This is a genomic window from Rhodococcus sp. NPDC003318 (assembly GCF_042879035.1).
GTDB lineage: Bacteria > Actinomycetota > Actinomycetes > Mycobacteriales > Mycobacteriaceae > Rhodococcus_G.
Genome location: NZ_JBIAOU010000023.1, coordinates 36,737 through 52,385, shown reverse-complemented (window position 1 = coordinate 52,385; position 15,649 = coordinate 36,737). Strand labels below are relative to the sequence as shown.

Below are 15,649 nucleotides of genomic sequence, written 5' to 3'. Positions count from 1 at the left end.
CAATCCGAGCCCGCGCATAGTTGAGCACGGTCTTCTCGGGCACCCTCCACCCTGCAGGAGCAGGACGGAGAGGATGCGACGGTGCCCGAGACAGCGGATGGTGAGCGGCAACGCATCGCCACCCTCCGAGCAGCCGGACACTCGATTCGTGAGGTTGCCCGGCGACTGGGGCGATCGGCATCGACGATTAGCCGTGAGCTGCAGCGCAATACGATCCCGCACGATCGCGGCGGCTACGACGCCGTGCAGATGAACGCCGGATTCGGTTCATCACCCCGTCACGGTCGATCGATGCCCGCCCCTGAGTGGTCGAAACCCGCACCCGAACAGGAGATTGGGAAGGAGGACTCTGTCCCGGCGGGTGGGAGTGCCAATTGCCGGAGCTTCCATCGGCCCGCAGACTGCATCAAGGGCGCGGGCACGCCTCACAAGGGAGCTGGGGATGACCCGCCAGCTCTCCGACCAGAAGCGTTCCACGACCTTGCGTACCGCCTCTCGCCTGGCGTGGCGACAAGCGGCACAAGCGGACCCGAACTGTCGGTTGAAGGTCGACCACACAGGCCCGAGTGGAGTGTGCGCCCTGTCAGGGTGTGGATCACCTGCTACTCGCATGAGACATCGATGAAGAAGATGGAGAGGTACGCGTATGAAGATCCAATTCGATGAGGCCGTCTGCCAAGGACACGGACGTTGCTACGAGATTGCGCCGGACGTCTTCAGTGACGACGACCGCGGGCACGCAGAGCTCCGCGTGGCCGAAGTGACAGGCGATCTGGTCACACCTGCCCAGGAGGCGGCTTGGGCCTGCCCCGAGCGCGCCATCACCGTCACGGAGTGAGGGCCTGATGCATCAGCCGACGGCAGGCGTGCGGGTGCTCGAGGTCGCCGCGTTTACGGATGGTCCCATCCGCAGCAGCAGTGCTGGCCGAGTGGAGCGCTGAGGCCATCAAGGTCGAGCATGCTGAGCGAGGAGACGCCCAGCGCGGGTTGACCACGGTCCTCGGCATCGACGCCATCATCAACGACAGCAGCTTCTCGCCGATCCTCGACGCACCCAACCGAGGCAACGCAGCGTCGGCCTGGCCCTGGAGAAGCCGGAGGCCCGCGAGGCCCTGGAGGAGCTGATCCGCCGCAGCGACGTCTTCATGACCAACTACCTCCCCGGTGTCCGGGCGAAGCTCGGTAACGAGCTCGAGGACGTCCACAGGATCGACCCGGACATCATCTGATGTCCCGCACGATGGGGCCTTTGTTGCGGCCAAACGGTTCACCCCAAACACACACGCTGATTGGAAGGATTCCCAGATGACACACCTGGAGACAGTGACTGAAGAGGAACGGTTCCGGGATATCGCGTACCGGCGCTCTGCTGATCCCGCGGGCTACTACGAGGAGCAGCGTGCTCGGGGCCCTGTGATGACCGATCAGCACCCCTTGGGGCACGTCGAGGTGATCGACCGCGGGGATGTCGAGTACGTGCTCCGCAACCCTGACATCTTCTCCAGCAACAAGGGGATCATGGGCAGCGCCCAGCCGGTCATTCCGATCGGCATCGACCCGCCCCTGCTCTCGTCGTATCGACGCCTGCTCGACCCCGCGTTCTCGCCGCGACAGATGAACGGGCTGATTCCGAAGGTCGCCGACAAGGTGAACGCCCTCATCGACGAGATCATCGACAAGGGTGAGTGCGACTTCTCCGAGGCCATCTCCGTTCCGCTGCCGGCGACCACCTTCATCGATCTCCTGGGACTTCCACGGTCGAAGCTGCCGACGCTGCTGTACTGGAAGGAGGTGATGGTCCATCACGCCGATATGACCGAAAGCGCGGAGGCCGCTCAGGCACTCCTGGCTGAAACCGTGCCGAAGATCTACGAGTACATCTACAGCGTCATCGCCGATCGCCGGGGCAAGCCGGCCGACGACGTGGTCACCCGCCTGCTGGAGTCCAAGCTCGAGGACGGGCGTGCCCTGACCGACGACGAGATCGCGCGCACGCTGTTCCTGCTGATCTCGGCCGGGCTCGACACGGTGTCGATCTCCTTGCAGTGCATCTTCCACTTCCTGGCCACCCACCCCGAGGCCCGCGAGATGCTGGTCGAGGACCCGGATAGCACCAACAACCTGATCGAGGAGCTGATGCGCTGGGAGTCTCCGGTGCAGACGGTCCTCGGGCGGATCGCGACCCGCGATGTCGAAATCGGCGGGTGCCCCATCAAGGCCGGCTCCATAGTGGAGGTCTCCATCGGCGGCGCCAACCTCGATCCCACGGTACCTGGTGCCGACACGGTCGACCTGACGCGTGGCGACAAGCCGCACCTCGCCTTCGGTAGCGGACCGCACCGTTGCCTCGGTTCGCACCTTGCTCGCATGGAGCTGCGCACCGTGGTGCGGGAGTGGCACAAGCGGATCCCGAACTATCGCCTGAAGGCCGACTACACACCCGAGTGGAATTCGAACGTGCTGCGCGGCGTCAACCACCTGATGCTCGAGTGGGATCCCGAGGAGACCATGTCTGCCTAGACGACGGTATGGAGTGACACACGATTTGCGTTGGGAGGTCACCCTCCCGTGCCGGGGGCGTCCCCCTCCCGGTTGATGGGGAGGATCGCACGGCGCGGGTCGATGTCAACGTCGTTCATGCGCGCTGCGCTGCGTGTGCTCCACGTTGACATCGGCCGGATCGCCGGGCGGGTCAGCGGTGATCGAGGGGGACGCCCCCCAAGTGCTGTGGACCGCTCTTGCGGGCCGGGACCTCACTCACAAGATTCGTGGGTTACCGAGCAAACGAAACCGCCTGCTCGGCTACGTCGGCGCCGCCTGGACCGGAGCGCACGATCGGTGGCTGCGCACCGAAGCGGCACCGCAGTTGACTGCACTGGCGACACGGATGGCGTTCGCCGCCGCCGACGATCACGTCCTGACGGTGCAGGCCCGCCGCGGGCGCCTCGACACCGCGATCGAGGAGATGGCCGCCGACAGTGAGTTCACACCGGTCGTGCGCCGCATGTGTTGCCTGCGCGGGGTGAGCACCCTGACCGGATTCGCATTGGCTGTTGAGATCGGAGACTGGAATCGATTCACCGGCAACACCATCGGATCATTCGTCGGCCTGGTGCCATCGGAGTACTCGTCGGGGGCATCGCGGGTGCAGGGGGCGATCACCAGAACCGGGAACAACCACACCGGCGGCTGCCCGGGCCCGCTGCGACGAGGGCAACTGTTCGCCTGCACGCCAGGTGGGTGGGTTCCTCGAACGCCGCAAGCGCCCGCCGGTGGCGAACGTGGCCATCGCCCGCGAGCTTGCCGACTGGTGCTGATCCCTGGCGGTCATGAACGACTGACCGTCACCTGATCTGCTTCCTCCCCGAGTCGGTGGTGGCAGCGCGTGGGTCGACCCGCGCAACTACTATGAGCAGACCTTCCCGGTCGACGCTCGACGCTGGACAAGCGGATCTCGGTCCAGCCGAAACACCGTCCTGCGGTAACCAACCCGCGAATATGCCCCCAAGCAGTTCGTGCAGGGAGGGTCCCCCGGTCCGACCGCGCGTCGCCAACCGACCGGCTCACCACCAGGACTCTCGCCGAGGAAGCACCGAGGCGCGCCGTCGGGGTAGCTCCCCGGCGGCGCCCCATCATGCCTCCTGACAACCTCGCTACATATCAGTAGTGGGCCGGCGGCACCCCAGCGAGAGACTTTGATCGGCCATCCCGGACGGGGTGGCCGATCGGTCGTTTGTCGGTGAACGACGGCTCCGGTTCCCGTGTGGCTCGAAAGCTGCATCCGACAACGAGCTGATGCGGCAGGAAGTGCGTAGGGCCGGCACCCGCCTGGGTGCCGGCCCTACCCCCCCGGGGGTGAACTCATTTCAGGAGACCGGGTAACGCTCCTTCAGCCACGTCACGAGCTTGTCGGCGCCTTCGATGATGGGCGCGTCCACCGGCTCGGTCTGGGCGTGTGCGTAGTGGTCCCCCTCGACGAAGACCAGCGACTTGTCGTTGGTCGCAGCGTTCTCGTGCATGGCCTTCGCCTCGTGCGGAAGGATTCCCTCGTCTGCGGTGTAGCTGACCACCAGCACGGGCTGATCGACCTTCTTGATGTTCTCCAAGGCATTGGCGCGTGACGAGAGCCCGGACCAGGTCGACAGCCAGCCCTCGGGCGTCATCACGGAGGCGAACCCGCCGAGGAAGTAGTTGCCGATATGCGGGTCCGGGTGAAGCAGGGATCCGACGACCCGCGTCGAGGGGTCGATCGAGAGGTCTGCGTAGGCGGGGTTGGCGCCGACTCGAGCGACAGTGAGGTACTCGGAGGACGTTGCGAGCCGGGTGATCTGAAGGCGCTCGTGGAAGGGCAGATCAGCGAAGCTCGGATCCTGCATCTGAGTGCGGTACTTGCGCTTGCGCTCGACGATCTCACGTGCCTTGGCGTCCAGCCGCTCGCACCGCGCGACCTGGGCCGCACGGTAGCGCTCGAGGAACTCAGAGGTGTAGCTGCTCGAGAGCGGGGGCTCGCGATATCCGTTCTCCGGGTTGTACATGTCCAGCGAGGGGTCGCACGAGAGCGGGTCGTTCTCGTCGGTGACCGACGGGTCGAGGTTCTCCAGCCCGAAGAGGCCTTCACCAATGTGGGCGGCGAACAGGACGAGCCCGTCGGCCGGCGGCAGATCCAGCGTGTTCAGGTCGTAGGGGTCGCCGGCGGCGGTGTCGGTCAGGCGGTCCGGCGGCTGCGTGTTGGCCTGGGCCTGGTAGAAGGTCGAGAGGCTGCCGCCGCCACTGTTTCCGAGCAGCACGATCTTGTCGTAGCCCATCTTGCGGAGGTACTGGACCTGCGCGGCGATGTCTGCGAGGAGGTATTCGTGCACACACGGCGTGTCGTTGTGGAAGTTCCGCCCCATCGCGCCGAAGACGGCGAAGCCTGCTTCCAGCAGGAAGGGGGCGAGGTAGGGAGAGGGAAAGCCCGCGCGCGGATGGTTGAAGACCACGACGGTCTTCTCGCCGCCGCGTTGGTAGAGGATGCCCTGCGACTGTGCGTAGTCCTCGGCCTGCAGTCGGACGAAGGTCTGCCTCGTGTCCTCGGGAAGGGCGAACCGCGATGATCCCCACAGCGTCACTGGCTCCATGCCAGAGGGTGTCTCGGCCTCGGACCGCGCGAAACCGTGGGGTCCCTTTACCAGGTTTTTTGGCTTGACTGACAACGTCTTACCTCTCTCAGATGAGTTTCGGGTGTATTGAGCGGTCATTCACCGATGTCTCGCGGCGCCTTCGCCGCAAGGTGTCGGCCGGCGAGGTAGCCCGTGACCATGCTGGAGCCGACGGCGGCGCCACCGCCTGGGTAGGCGCCGCCGAGAACTGCCGCGGAGGTGTTGCCAGCCGCGTACAAGCCATCGATGACCGGCGTGTCCTCGCCGAGGACGCGGGCATCGGCATCGATCCGGCAACCGCCGTTCGTGCCGATGCTGCCCGGCCACTGCTGGATCGCCCCGTACACCGGTCCCTCGACGGGACTGTGGTTGAGGGTGTCCGGGCCGAACATGACCGATTTCTGCGCCGGAGCGCCCCAGTCGGGGTCCTCGCCGTTCTCGGCGAATTTGTTGTACCGGGTGACCGTCTCCTCGAGCGCGTCGGCGTCGACGTTCATCTTGGCGGCGAGCTCACGGATCGAGTTGGCCACCACCAGCCAGCCTGGAGAGGGGGTGCCGTCCGGTCCCTGCAAGGCAGGATCCTCGCCGGGAACGTAGCTCGAGCCGAACAGGCCCTTCTCGACGTGCTTGGCGCCGAACACAATCCAGCCCGGCGGCTTGTTGGGGAAGCCGGGGTCGCGCTGGTCGAAGATGCCGAAGGGGTGGGAGAAGTCGTTGTAGGTGTAGCCGCCGTGCATGAACCGCTGGCCCTGTTGGTTCACGATGATGGAACCGGAACCCAGTCCCTGCGTCATCTGCGGCAGCGGCTTGGCGTCGGGCCCCTTCAGCCACGGGTCGTAGACCACGCCGTGGCTGAAGAACGTGGTCATGCTACCCATCTTGGCGCCGACCGCCATGGCCATACGATGACCATCTCCGGTGTTCGCCCAGGGCGTGACCGGCTTGACGTCGAGGCCGATGTAGGTCTTGACCATCTCGGGGTTCCACTCGAACCCGCCGCATGCCAGCACGACGCCCCTGCGGGCCCCAACCCGAGTCTCTGCGCCATCCGCCTCGATGACCACGCCGATGACGGCACCGTCGTCGTCCGTGACGAGTCGGCGCGCCGGTGTCGAGGGACGGACCTCGACACCGCGGTCGAGGAGTGCCTTGAGCAGTGGAGCGATGAGCCCCCCACCCTTCGCCCGGTAGCCCTCACGCTGCCGCCGTGCGAGCTCGTCGGCGGAGATGTCGCTCTCACCGAATGCGATCTCCTGCGGCTGCACCCATGGGCTCGGGTGCACCAGCTTGGCATGTTCGCCGAGCTCGGCCTGGGCGGGATACGACTCGGCGGCCACCGTGCGGGGATAGATCTTTCCGCCGGGAATCCGACCAGGGATGACCGTGTAGTAGTCGCTCATCGCGAAGGTCGGTGTGATGCTCGGCCGGGAGGCGTAGCCAGTGTGCGACTCGAGGTAGTCGAGCGCCTCGGGAGCCGTGTCGACGTAGACCTCGATCATCTTCGGATCTGCGGCGCGTCCGTCGGAGAGCCGTGAGATGTAGGCGATGGCCTCCTCGCGAGAGTCCTGGTCGGCGATGTAGCGGTTGTTGGGGATCCACATCTCGCCGCCGGACGTCGCCGTTGTCCCACCGATGTATTCAGCCTTTTCGGCGACCATGACGCTGGCGCCGCCATCGCTGGCAAGCAGGGCAGCGGTCAACGCGCCGACGCCGCTCCCCACCACCACGACATCGACGATTTCGTCCCAACGAGCACTAGTTGTCTCAGGCATCGCTGCGCCTCACATTCTAATTTGGGTAACTGGAAGCTATTTGGGTAACTGGAAGATCGGTCAGTTCTTCTCGGGCTGATCGACCCACGAGCGGGTGCGCTGCTCGGTCATGCGCGCGCGCCCGGGATCAGGTCATCGCCGGCCCACCACCGCTCGTGACTGCTGCGCGAGATCGTCGAGACGGGCTCGTACAGGACCCCGCTCGGTGACCGAACGTAGGCGTATACCCCGAAGCCCTCCTCAGGGGAGGCGCCTGCCATCTCGACGACCCAATCTTGTTCCACCAGAGAGCGAACCGTCTCGCCGACGTCCTCCACCCAGAATCCGAAGTGGTGTAGTCCAGCGCCGAGTTCGGCATCCCAGATGCTGCCAGGAGGCCCTTGGGTGACCTCGGTGTGCACCGGTCCCTCGACGGACTCGGTCAGGATGATCTCGAGGTCCTGGTATCCCGTGTCGGGTAGCCAAGGACGCATCGCCACGCGTTGTGGTGGGGCCCACGCGAGACCGGTCGAGGCGGTGAGCTCCGCCATCGTGTGCCTGACGTCGGCCACGCGGAGACCCACGTGGAAGAGCTCTCCGAGCGGACTGGACGGACTCATCGTGCGGCGAATCCTTTCATTCCCGGCTCGAGCTCGACGCCGAAGGTGTTCAGGGTGGCTGCGAGGGCGATGTACGTCGTGATCACCACCACGAGGTCCATCCTCTGCTGAAGATCGAACTCGGCGCAGAGCCGCTTCCAGTTCTCGTCGCCGACCTTCTGTTTCTCACAGAGGTCGTCGACCGCGTGGAGGAGCGCTGCCTCGGCAGGTGTCCACGAGGGGTCGTCGCCCCCGACGATGAGCGCCTCGACCTCTGTCTCAGAGATGTCCCAGGCGCGGACCAGCCGACAGTGTGTCGCCCACTCGTACTCGCCGTTCTGGAGCCAGCTCGTGCGTAGCACCGCCAACTCGTAGAGGCGAGGCGTCAAGGTCTCGGACCACAGGTAGGCGAGGAAGGTGTAGTAGGCCTCTGTCAGGGCCGGGTGCCGGAGGAACGTGCCCAACGAGTGGGCGACCGGCCTCTCCTCGGGATCGAGGTTGCGGAAGCCGTCGAGGCTTCTGGAAATTCCATCCGGCGACTGCGGCGCAGGGATTTTCGACAGTATGTCGAAGATGCTCTCGTCCCAATCCTTCGGGTTGAGCGGAGTGATACGCGCCATGTTTCTCGATCTCCTGTCGATCATTGTCGGCCAGTCCCTGCTGCGCAGACGGGAGAGGCTTGTCGCTGTGCTTCGGAAACCTGGGAGTCCTGGCCGGAGAGTTCCACCACCGGAACCAAGGGGGCTCGTGGGTTCATCCCGGGTATCCGGCGGGGTGCGATGCCGCTGCTCCTTCACGGGATGAACCGCCGCTGGAACCCGGCGGCGGTTCACTCTCGCACCGCTGTGGACGCCGTCAGGTCACATGTAGAGGTGGCCGTTCTTCAGCTTCGCTCCGCCGTCGATCCTGATGTTCTCGCCGGTGATGTAGCGGGCCTCGTCGCTGGCGAGGAACAGCACGAGGTTGGACGTGTCCTCCACCTCCAGGTACGGGATGGGGAGCGCCTGCCAGTTGTAGAACGCGGGCATGACGTCCTCGAGGGTCGGCTCTTCCAGGTCGGGCCGGAAGCCCTTGTAGAGCTCACGGTTGTGCAGGAGGGCCGTGTTGACATTGGTCGGGTGCACTGCATTGACCCGGATCGACCGCGGGGCCAGGAGCGACGCCATCTTCTCGGTGTACTCCTGGAGCTGGCGCTTGGACCAGGCATACCCAGCGCCTCCAGGACCGAAGGCGGGGTTGTCCGCAGCCCCCTTCATCATGCCGGCCGTCGAACCGATGATGATGACGGAGCCGTGGTCGCGCAGGCGGGGCAGAGCCACCGCGACGGTGTTCATCACGCCGATCAGGTCGACATCGGTGACGTCCACGAAGTCCATCGGATTCGCCTCGTCGCCCTTGCCCATCGGCATGATGCCGGCGTTGGGCACGACGATGTCGAGGCCGCCGAGCTCGGCGACACCCTGCTCGACGGCTGCCTTCAGCTGGGAGCGCTCGCGCACGTCGGCCTTTACGGCGACGGCTCGGCGACCGGTCTTCTCGACGAGCTTCCTGGTCTCCTCGAGGTCCTCCGGAGTGGCCAGCGGATAGAGGTTCGACTCGATCTGCTCGCAGATGTCGACTGCGATGATGTCGGCACCCTCTTCGGCCAGGCGCACAGCGTGGCTGCGTCCCTGGCCCCGGCCTGCGCCGGTGATGAACGCGACCTTGTCTTCAACCCGTCCTGCCATGGTTTCTCCGTATCTCTGAATTATCCACGCTCGGGGTGCATCTCGGCTTGGGCTCGGCCCCTTGTGCGATGCGTGCGTGTTCACTCAGGGTGCGCACTGTGCGGCTCTTGTGCACGGACGGCTCCCGGCTAGCGGAACGCACCAAGCAGACGGTGAGAACCGGTCCTACTCTGCCCATCGTGGGCTTCCAAGAGTGGAGCGCCCTATGCCACCAGCGCGAATGAGAGGACCGGGAAATGGGCACCCTGACCATCAATCCACTGACGGAGCACGTCGGAGCAGAAGTCATCGGAGTCGAGGTTGATCGTCTACTGAATGATGAGTCGCTTCCGGGCCAGATCAATGAGCTCTTGGAAGAGCGCGGCGTTCTCGTGTTCCCGAAGCTGAGTCCCGACCCCGAGAGCCAACTCGCGATCTGTCACCGTCTCGGCGAGGTCGACATGGGTCAGGGCGTCATGGTCGTCTCGCTCGACGAGGCCAAGACGCACCAGGCCATTCACCTTCGCGCTGCCTTCATGTGGCACATGGACGGCGTCACTCTGCGAGAGGGCCTGTACCCCCAGAAGGCCACCTTCCTGACGGCGGTCTCGCTCTCGGACGAGGGGGGCGAGACGGAGTTTGCCAGCACGTACTCGGCGTACGACGCCCTCACCGACGAGGAGAAGGAGCGCTTCGAGAATCTCCGTGTCGTTCACAATCTTTCGGTGATCGAGCGGCGCGTCACGGAGAACCCGACGCCCGAGCAGGAGGAGGCGTGGTCCAAGTGCTGGGACCGCGAGCACCCGCTGGTGTGGACGCGGCGTTCGGGCCGAAAGTCGCTCCTGGTCCCCATGTCTGCTGACTACATCGTGGGTATGGATCGTGCTGAAGGGCGCGCTCTGCTCGAAGACCTGACCCGGCGTTCGACGACGCCGGACCGTGTGTACCGGCACCACTGGTCCGTCGGGGACACCGTGCTGTGGGACAACCGCGGTGCGCTGCACCGTGTTGAGCCGTACGCCGCGGATTCCGGACGGGAGATGATCCGGACCACTTTCGTCGGCGACGAGCCCATCCAGTAGTTCCACGAGGCGGACCGCACGGGTCGCCGGGCCAGGTGTGACTCGACGTCCCTTCCGCATCCGTCGCTGACGTAGTGCGTTTCGATTGCAGGATTGAGGAGCCCGAGTATGAAAACAAGCAGTGCCTGTCCGGTGGTCCGCTTTGATCACCACTCTGCGGAGTTCAATGCCGATCCCCACGGGGCCTGGCTGGCGCTCCAGGACACGCCGTTGGCCTGGTCCGAGGAGTACGGTGGCTTCTGGGTGGTTTCGGACCATCAGGGCAATGCCGATGTCCTGCAGAACGCCGACGTCTTCACGTCCACACGCTTCCGCCCGAACGCCGGTCTGAACATCCCCAGCTACGCCGACCCCAACGGTGAGCCGGTCCTGCCGATGGAGGTCGATCCACCGGAGCACGGTCCGATACGGGGGCTGTTGAACTCCCACCTGTCGCCGGGAGCGGTCCGGAAGATGTTGCCGCTCATCGAATCCTGGACGACGAAGTGCATCGACGAGGTGATCGAGTCGGGAGAAGCCGATCTGCTCTACGACGTCGCAGGCCCGGTGCCCGCGTACATCACGATGAACTGGCTGGGGTTCCCGGAGGAGCACATCCTCGAGGTCGCCGAGACCGTTCACCACTTCGTCGGGTATCCGCCCGGATCGCCGGAGTTCGAGAAGGCTCGGGTGGAGAACGACAAGATCATTCCGACGCTTCTCCAGACGTGTGCGGCTCGGCGGGCAGAGCCGCGCGACGACCTGATCAGCAGGCTCATGACCCAGACGCTCAACGGTGAGCCGGTCACGGACAGCGTCATTGCCAGGTTGTCCTACATCCTCGTGCTCGGTGGGGTCGACACGACGACGTCGTTGACGTCGAGTGCCCTCGTCCACCTGAACCGCGACACCGAGCTGCGGCGACGCCTGATCGACAACCCGGAGCTGATCGAGTCGGCGACGGAGGAGTTCCTGCGGGTCTACCCGCCTTTGGCGTCCATCGGACGCGTCGCCCGGCAGGACTCCGAGTACCGAGGGTGTCCGATCAGCTCCGGCGACCAGGTGCTCATCAGCCGCCACGCGGCCAACTTCGACGACGAGGTGTTCGACAACCCGGACGAGTTCCGGCCGGATCGCTTCCCGAACCGGCACGTGTCCTTCGGGCTCGGTCCACACAGGTGCGTGGGTTCGCACCTCGCGCGACTCATGTTCCAGGAGATCATCCGTCAGGTGCTCACGCGGATGCCCGATTACGAGCTGGACGAGTCCCGCATCGCTCCCTACCCGGACCGGGGGGTCTTTGCGGGCTGGACCGCCCTGCCCGCTCGTTTCACTCCGGGGCCGCGCCTCGCGTGAGCATCGTCGCCCACCGGATCAGCACGTAGCAGAGCGGGTCGAAATCTCCGACGACTCGGAAACCTCCTGACTTGCACAGGTTTAGTGCCCCGTTCAGCGGGTCGGTACGTCCAGCGAGGTGGGGATGCGGACTGCGTCTGGGGTGAGTGGTCGGCGGCGGTATGAGGATGGCCGGCGATGGTCATGGTGATCTCTTGCAGCGGACGCAGGGTCCGGACCAGGGAACGGATCGAGGTCCCGGTCTCGGTCTGCAGGGAGCGGGCGACGGCGAGTGCGGTGAACACGACGGTGAGGTGGGCTTCGATGGCGTCGCGGGTGTGATGGAACATCGGCCGCGTCCTCGGGTCGGTTTTCGGCATGCGCCAGCGACTGCTCGACCTGCCAGAGGTCGTGGTACTTCGCGATGACCTCGCCCGGTCCCATGACCTGGGCGGGAAGATTGGTGAGGTAGCCCTTCAGCCCGATCAGTGACCGGGCCCGATCGATGATCTGCCCGTCGGCGAAAGCGTCTCCGTTCCAATGGAAATGGTTCACGAGATCGGCTGGTGCTTTCGTGACGCGGGACCCGACGACGAACTCGAGCCCGGCCTCGTCGAGGGCAGTGAGGTTGCCGGCGGAGAGCATCCCGGCGTCGGCGGCGATCACCATCTCGACACCGGCGATGTCATGGCGGTTTTGCCGGATCATGGGCACGATGGTGTGGGTTTCGGCCTTGTTGCCCTCGAAGCAGCCGATCTCGGGCGGAAACCCGGTCCGGTCGACGAGCAGGCCGACCACGATCTGCGGGATCGACCCGCCGCTCTCTCAAGTACCCGACTTTGCGGAGTTCGTCTTCCTTCTCCGCCTCGAAGTACAAGGTGGTGACGTCGTAGAGCACCAGCGACAGCCCGCCGGTCGCCGCGTGCTCGAAGCATTTCTTCGCGACCAGATTCCGGTAATCGCCTGTGGTGCAACGTGTCAATGCGTTGGCGTAGGTTGCGGTGCGCCGGTGTCAAGCCGATCTCGCTGACGGCGCGGGCCGTGTCGCTCATCGAGGTCGGCTCCACGAGCCGACTGAGGACCAGTTGGAAGAACGCCTCGTCGTCGACAACGTCGAACCCCAGTCGGGACCATGCCATGGTGATCGTCTCGATCAGCCAGCGGGACCGCTTCGCGGTGATCACCGACGGGCCGCCACCGGGGCCGGCGAGCGTATAGGCAGCCACGACCGGCGATCTCACCGGCCTGTTAGGCCGTGTTTCACAAGTGGTCACTCGGACGTCGACCCGGTGGGGCCGTGTCGGTGGCCTCCGAACAAGTGAGGTCTCCGGTAGTTGGGTACAACCGGCTGCGCTGATGCCGTAGCTCCTCGAGCCGCTCAGAGAACCGGCTCGGTGTCATCCCGAATTCGACGAGGATGTCGGCGTCACTCGGACCGCCGAAGTGCTCCCAACGTCGTGCGAATTCGAGCAGTTCTCGGTCGTGTGGGTCCATCACGATCCTGCTCCTAGCGCTGGCCCGCTGATCAGCGAGCCAAGGGGTGTCTGCTCGGCGGATGATTCGCGCGGCCGCCAGATCCGGCCATACACATCACATCCCGACCCAGCACAGGTCTTGCCCCCAGCCGTCGTCGGTGTCCGGCCGATGTCGTCCACCGTGTCCACGCGGCAAGCAGCAGACAGGCGGGTCACCGGCGTCGATCCGCGGACCATGCGCACCGCACTCGACCTGCACCTCCTCGACGTAGTCCATCAGCGCTCCGCGGGAATGCCACGTGAGCTGGGAGATTGCACGATCTGCACCTGTCGAATCAGACGGCCGCGCAGGAATGCCGGTGTCCATCCTGCGGATCGCGGCCCGTGTCAGCGCGCCCACCGCTCGAGCCTGGACCTCGATCGTCGCATCGACAGCCGACAGTGCAATCACAGCCGGGCCGGCGATCCACAGCGGAATCCGCATTACTCCTCCTCGGGAGATCTCTACTTTTGAAACACGCCTTAGTGCCCCAACTCGACAACCCGCTACCAGCGCTACCAGCGCAACCACCAGCCGAACCCAGAAATCACCGCCGACTTGTGCAAGTCAGGTTTCACTCCGGGCCGCGCCTCGCGTGAGCATCGTCGCCCACCGGATCAGCACGTAGCAGAGCGGGGGGGGGGGGGCGGCGCCCCGGGGGCCGCCCCCCCCCCCGGCGCGGGGGGGGGCCGGGGGGGGGGGGGGGCCGGGCGGGCCCGCCCCGGGGGGCCCCCCCCCCCCCCCCGGCCCCCCCCCCCCCCGGGGGGGGGGGGGGGGGGGGCCCCCCCGCCCCCCCCCCCCCGCTCTGGCGCTCGCTGGGAACGAGGCTGTCAGTCGGACTGGAAGCGGCGCGACTTGAAGCGCCACCCGTCCGAGGTGCGCACCAGTTCGTCGGTGTACATGCCGGTGGAGATGAGCGAGCCCTTCAAAGGATCCGGTCCGGGTCTGCTCGCGTACATCACGGCGGTCTGGCGTGCGGTGTCGCCATCGATCTCGATCTGCCAATCCGTCGACATGTGGACCGCGCTGTTACCAACCTGGGAAGCGCTGCGCGCAAGCTCCTCATGTCCTCGGAACGTCCCCGTGCCCACGATCTCGAGCACTCCGTCCTCGGTCCACACCTTGGCGTAGGCCTTGCCGTCGGCGCGATTCGTCGTGCGGTTGTACTCCACCGAAAGCTCTCGAATCGCGAGGTAATCAAGCAGATACTGAAGGTCTGGGACCATGGTGTTCAATTTTCCTCTCAGGGCGCTTGCCGAGGCGCCGCTCCGGCGCTGGAGCGGTTTTATGCCATCGTAACGACAGGCTTTTCCCATGCCATTTACCATCCTGCTCAGCGGGATATTCTCCCAGGCGTGGCGTCACTGTCGCTAGCATCAAATGACTCCCCACATGCTGCTTAATCGGAGATGGAGAATGAGACGTGTCTGTTGAATTTGAGGGACGAGTAGCGGTGGTGACGGGCGCCGGTGGTGGACTGGGCCGTACCTACGCCCGTGAGCTCGCTGCCCGCGGTGCAGCGGTCGTAGTGAACGACATTGGGCTCACGGCAGCCGGGGACAGTCGGGCCGAGGAGGTTGTGAACGAGATCCGTGCGGCCGGCGGAATCGCGATGGCGCATCAGGGCTCCGTCGCGGATCCCGACCAGGCGCGTTCCCTTATCAGCGACACGGTCGATGAATACGGCAAAGTCGATGTTCTGATCAACAATGCGGGAATTACGGCGATGATCGACTTCGCCTCGCACAGCCTGGCGGATCTCGACGACCTTCTCGCTATTCATCTCCGTGGGCCCTTTGCAGCGACCCAAGAGGCATATCGGCACATGGAGCGAAACGGTTATGGACGTATTGTGATCACGAGTTCGTCCGCCGGTGTCTTCGGGCGGCACAACGGTGGTGGCTACACCATCGGCAAGGCTGCCCTCATCGGCCTCACGAACCTGGTGTCGATCGAGGGCGCGAAGTCGGGGATCCTTGCCAACGCACTGCTCCCGAGTGGCAGCACCAAGATGGAGGTGCGCAGGGACCGCGACGCGGTCGCCGGTGACACAGGGGCGACTGCCAGCGAGCGTTTGCGCGACGCCTTCGTTCGTCTGCAGCCGTACCTCGCCCCGGAGTTCGTCACCCCCTTGGCTGTGTATCTCAGCAGCGAGCAGTGCGATGTGTCTCACCGCATGTACTCGGTGATCGGAGGTCGCTACGCACGTGCGTTCATCGGGGTGAGCGATGGCTGGCTCGTCGATTCCTCGACGCCTCCGTCGGTGGAGGAGCTTGTCGAGCACCTTCCCGAGATCGAGTCGCTCGAGAGCTGGACCATGCCCATGAGCGCGGAGGACGAGATGACCGGGGTCGCGGAGCTGCGCCAGACCTCTCCGGTGTGATCGGATCCTGCACATGACGAAGCCTGCCCCGCTGCGCTGAGCGGCAGGGCCGGCTTCGTGGTGCCGGTTCGGGTCACGCCGGACCTCTCCGGCACGAACTCGGATGCGTACCGGGATCCCACTCCGGTTCGGCGTGTCGTCGCACGTTGTTGACAACGCTC

At 65.4% G+C, this 15,649-nt stretch carries 15 protein-coding genes and 2 pseudogenes; 8 read left to right on the top strand and 9 right to left on the bottom strand.

Features of this window, described 5'->3' with window-relative positions:
- Positions 1-81 precede the first annotated feature (81 nt).
- The 5 genes and pseudogenes from ACFYVR_RS23790 to ACFYVR_RS23770 all read left to right on the top strand — a co-directional run bounded on the left by ACFYVR_RS23790 (position 82) and on the right by ACFYVR_RS23770 (position 3,352).
- Positions 82-666 (top strand): helix-turn-helix domain-containing protein, encoded by a 585-nt coding sequence (locus ACFYVR_RS23790; protein ID WP_387477836.1) that lies wholly within the window; start codon positions 82-84, stop codon positions 664-666.
- The gene (locus ACFYVR_RS23785; protein WP_387477834.1) at positions 647-838 is read left to right on the top strand and encodes a ferredoxin; all 192 of its coding nucleotides are present in this window, start codon (positions 647-649) and stop codon (positions 836-838) included. The genes ACFYVR_RS23790 and ACFYVR_RS23785 overlap by 20 nt, the downstream gene beginning before the upstream one ends.
- A gap of 7 nt (positions 839-845) precedes the next feature.
- A pseudogene (locus ACFYVR_RS23780) lies at positions 846-1,226 on the top strand (CoA transferase); the annotation flags it as partial.
- A 79-nt stretch (positions 1,227-1,305) separates the two neighbouring features.
- Complete coding sequence (locus tag ACFYVR_RS23775; protein ID WP_387477892.1) at positions 1,306-2,520, top strand: cytochrome P450; 1,215 nt, start codon at positions 1,306-1,308, stop codon at positions 2,518-2,520.
- Positions 2,521-2,698: 178 nt separating this feature from the next.
- Positions 2,699-3,352, top strand: coding sequence for a transposase (locus ACFYVR_RS23770; RefSeq protein WP_387477832.1), 654 nt, complete (start codon positions 2,699-2,701; stop codon positions 3,350-3,352).
- A gap of 514 nt (positions 3,353-3,866) precedes the next feature.
- On the opposite strand, the gene ACFYVR_RS23765 is transcribed toward ACFYVR_RS23770, so the two are convergent.
- From ACFYVR_RS23765 to ACFYVR_RS23745, 5 genes are all read right to left on the bottom strand, one after another.
- Entirely contained in the window at positions 3,867-5,237 is a 1,371-nt protein-coding gene (locus tag ACFYVR_RS23765) for an alpha/beta hydrolase (RefSeq protein ID WP_387477830.1), read from the bottom strand.
- A complete protein-coding gene (locus tag ACFYVR_RS23760; RefSeq protein WP_387477827.1) occupies positions 5,234-6,910 on the bottom strand; it encodes an FAD-dependent oxidoreductase in 1,677 nt (558 codons plus the stop codon). The genes ACFYVR_RS23765 and ACFYVR_RS23760 overlap by 4 nt, the downstream gene beginning before the upstream one ends.
- A gap of 107 nt (positions 6,911-7,017) precedes the next feature.
- Complete coding sequence (locus ACFYVR_RS23755; protein ID WP_387477825.1) at positions 7,018-7,509, bottom strand: VOC family protein; 492 nt, start codon at positions 7,507-7,509, stop codon at positions 7,018-7,020.
- On the bottom strand, positions 7,506-8,108 hold the full coding sequence (locus tag ACFYVR_RS23750) for a carboxymuconolactone decarboxylase family protein (protein WP_387477824.1): 603 nt from the start codon (positions 8,106-8,108) through the stop codon (positions 7,506-7,508). Before ACFYVR_RS23750 ends, ACFYVR_RS23755 begins: the two co-directional genes overlap by 4 nt.
- A 240-nt stretch (positions 8,109-8,348) precedes the next feature.
- A complete protein-coding gene (locus ACFYVR_RS23745; protein ID WP_387477821.1) occupies positions 8,349-9,215 on the bottom strand; it encodes a mycofactocin-coupled SDR family oxidoreductase in 867 nt (288 codons plus the stop codon).
- 236 nt (positions 9,216-9,451) lie between these two features.
- Between ACFYVR_RS23745 and ACFYVR_RS23740 the strand changes: the two genes are divergently transcribed.
- The gene (locus ACFYVR_RS23740) at positions 9,452-10,276 is read left to right on the top strand and encodes a TauD/TfdA dioxygenase family protein (RefSeq protein WP_387477818.1); all 825 of its coding nucleotides are present in this window, start codon (positions 9,452-9,454) and stop codon (positions 10,274-10,276) included.
- 108 nt (positions 10,277-10,384) lie between these two features.
- Positions 10,385-11,611: a cytochrome P450 gene (locus tag ACFYVR_RS23735; protein WP_387477815.1), complete on the top strand. Its 1,227-nt coding sequence runs from the start codon at positions 10,385-10,387 to the stop codon at positions 11,609-11,611.
- Between the two features lie 131 nt (positions 11,612-11,742).
- Here the strand turns inward: ACFYVR_RS23735 and ACFYVR_RS23730 are convergent.
- The 4 genes and pseudogenes from ACFYVR_RS23730 to ACFYVR_RS23715 all read right to left on the bottom strand — a co-directional run.
- A pseudogene (locus ACFYVR_RS23730) lies at positions 11,743-12,425 on the bottom strand (transposase); the annotation flags it as partial.
- A gap of 425 nt (positions 12,426-12,850) precedes the next feature.
- Positions 12,851-13,084: a DUF3263 domain-containing protein gene (locus ACFYVR_RS23725; RefSeq protein WP_387477889.1), complete on the bottom strand. Its 234-nt coding sequence runs from the start codon at positions 13,082-13,084 to the stop codon at positions 12,851-12,853.
- A 96-nt stretch (positions 13,085-13,180) separates the two neighbouring features.
- A complete protein-coding gene (locus ACFYVR_RS23720) occupies positions 13,181-13,549 on the bottom strand; it encodes a hypothetical protein (protein ID WP_387477813.1) in 369 nt (122 codons plus the stop codon).
- 386 nt (positions 13,550-13,935) lie between these two features.
- Positions 13,936-14,331, bottom strand: a complete 396-nt coding sequence (locus tag ACFYVR_RS23715) for a nuclear transport factor 2 family protein (RefSeq protein WP_387477886.1) — start codon at positions 14,329-14,331, stop codon at positions 13,936-13,938.
- A gap of 197 nt (positions 14,332-14,528) precedes the next feature.
- Between ACFYVR_RS23715 and ACFYVR_RS23710 the strand changes: the two genes are divergently transcribed.
- The gene (locus ACFYVR_RS23710) at positions 14,529-15,488 is read left to right on the top strand and encodes an SDR family NAD(P)-dependent oxidoreductase (protein WP_387477810.1); all 960 of its coding nucleotides are present in this window, start codon (positions 14,529-14,531) and stop codon (positions 15,486-15,488) included.
- The last annotated feature ends 161 nt before the right edge of the window (positions 15,489-15,649 follow it).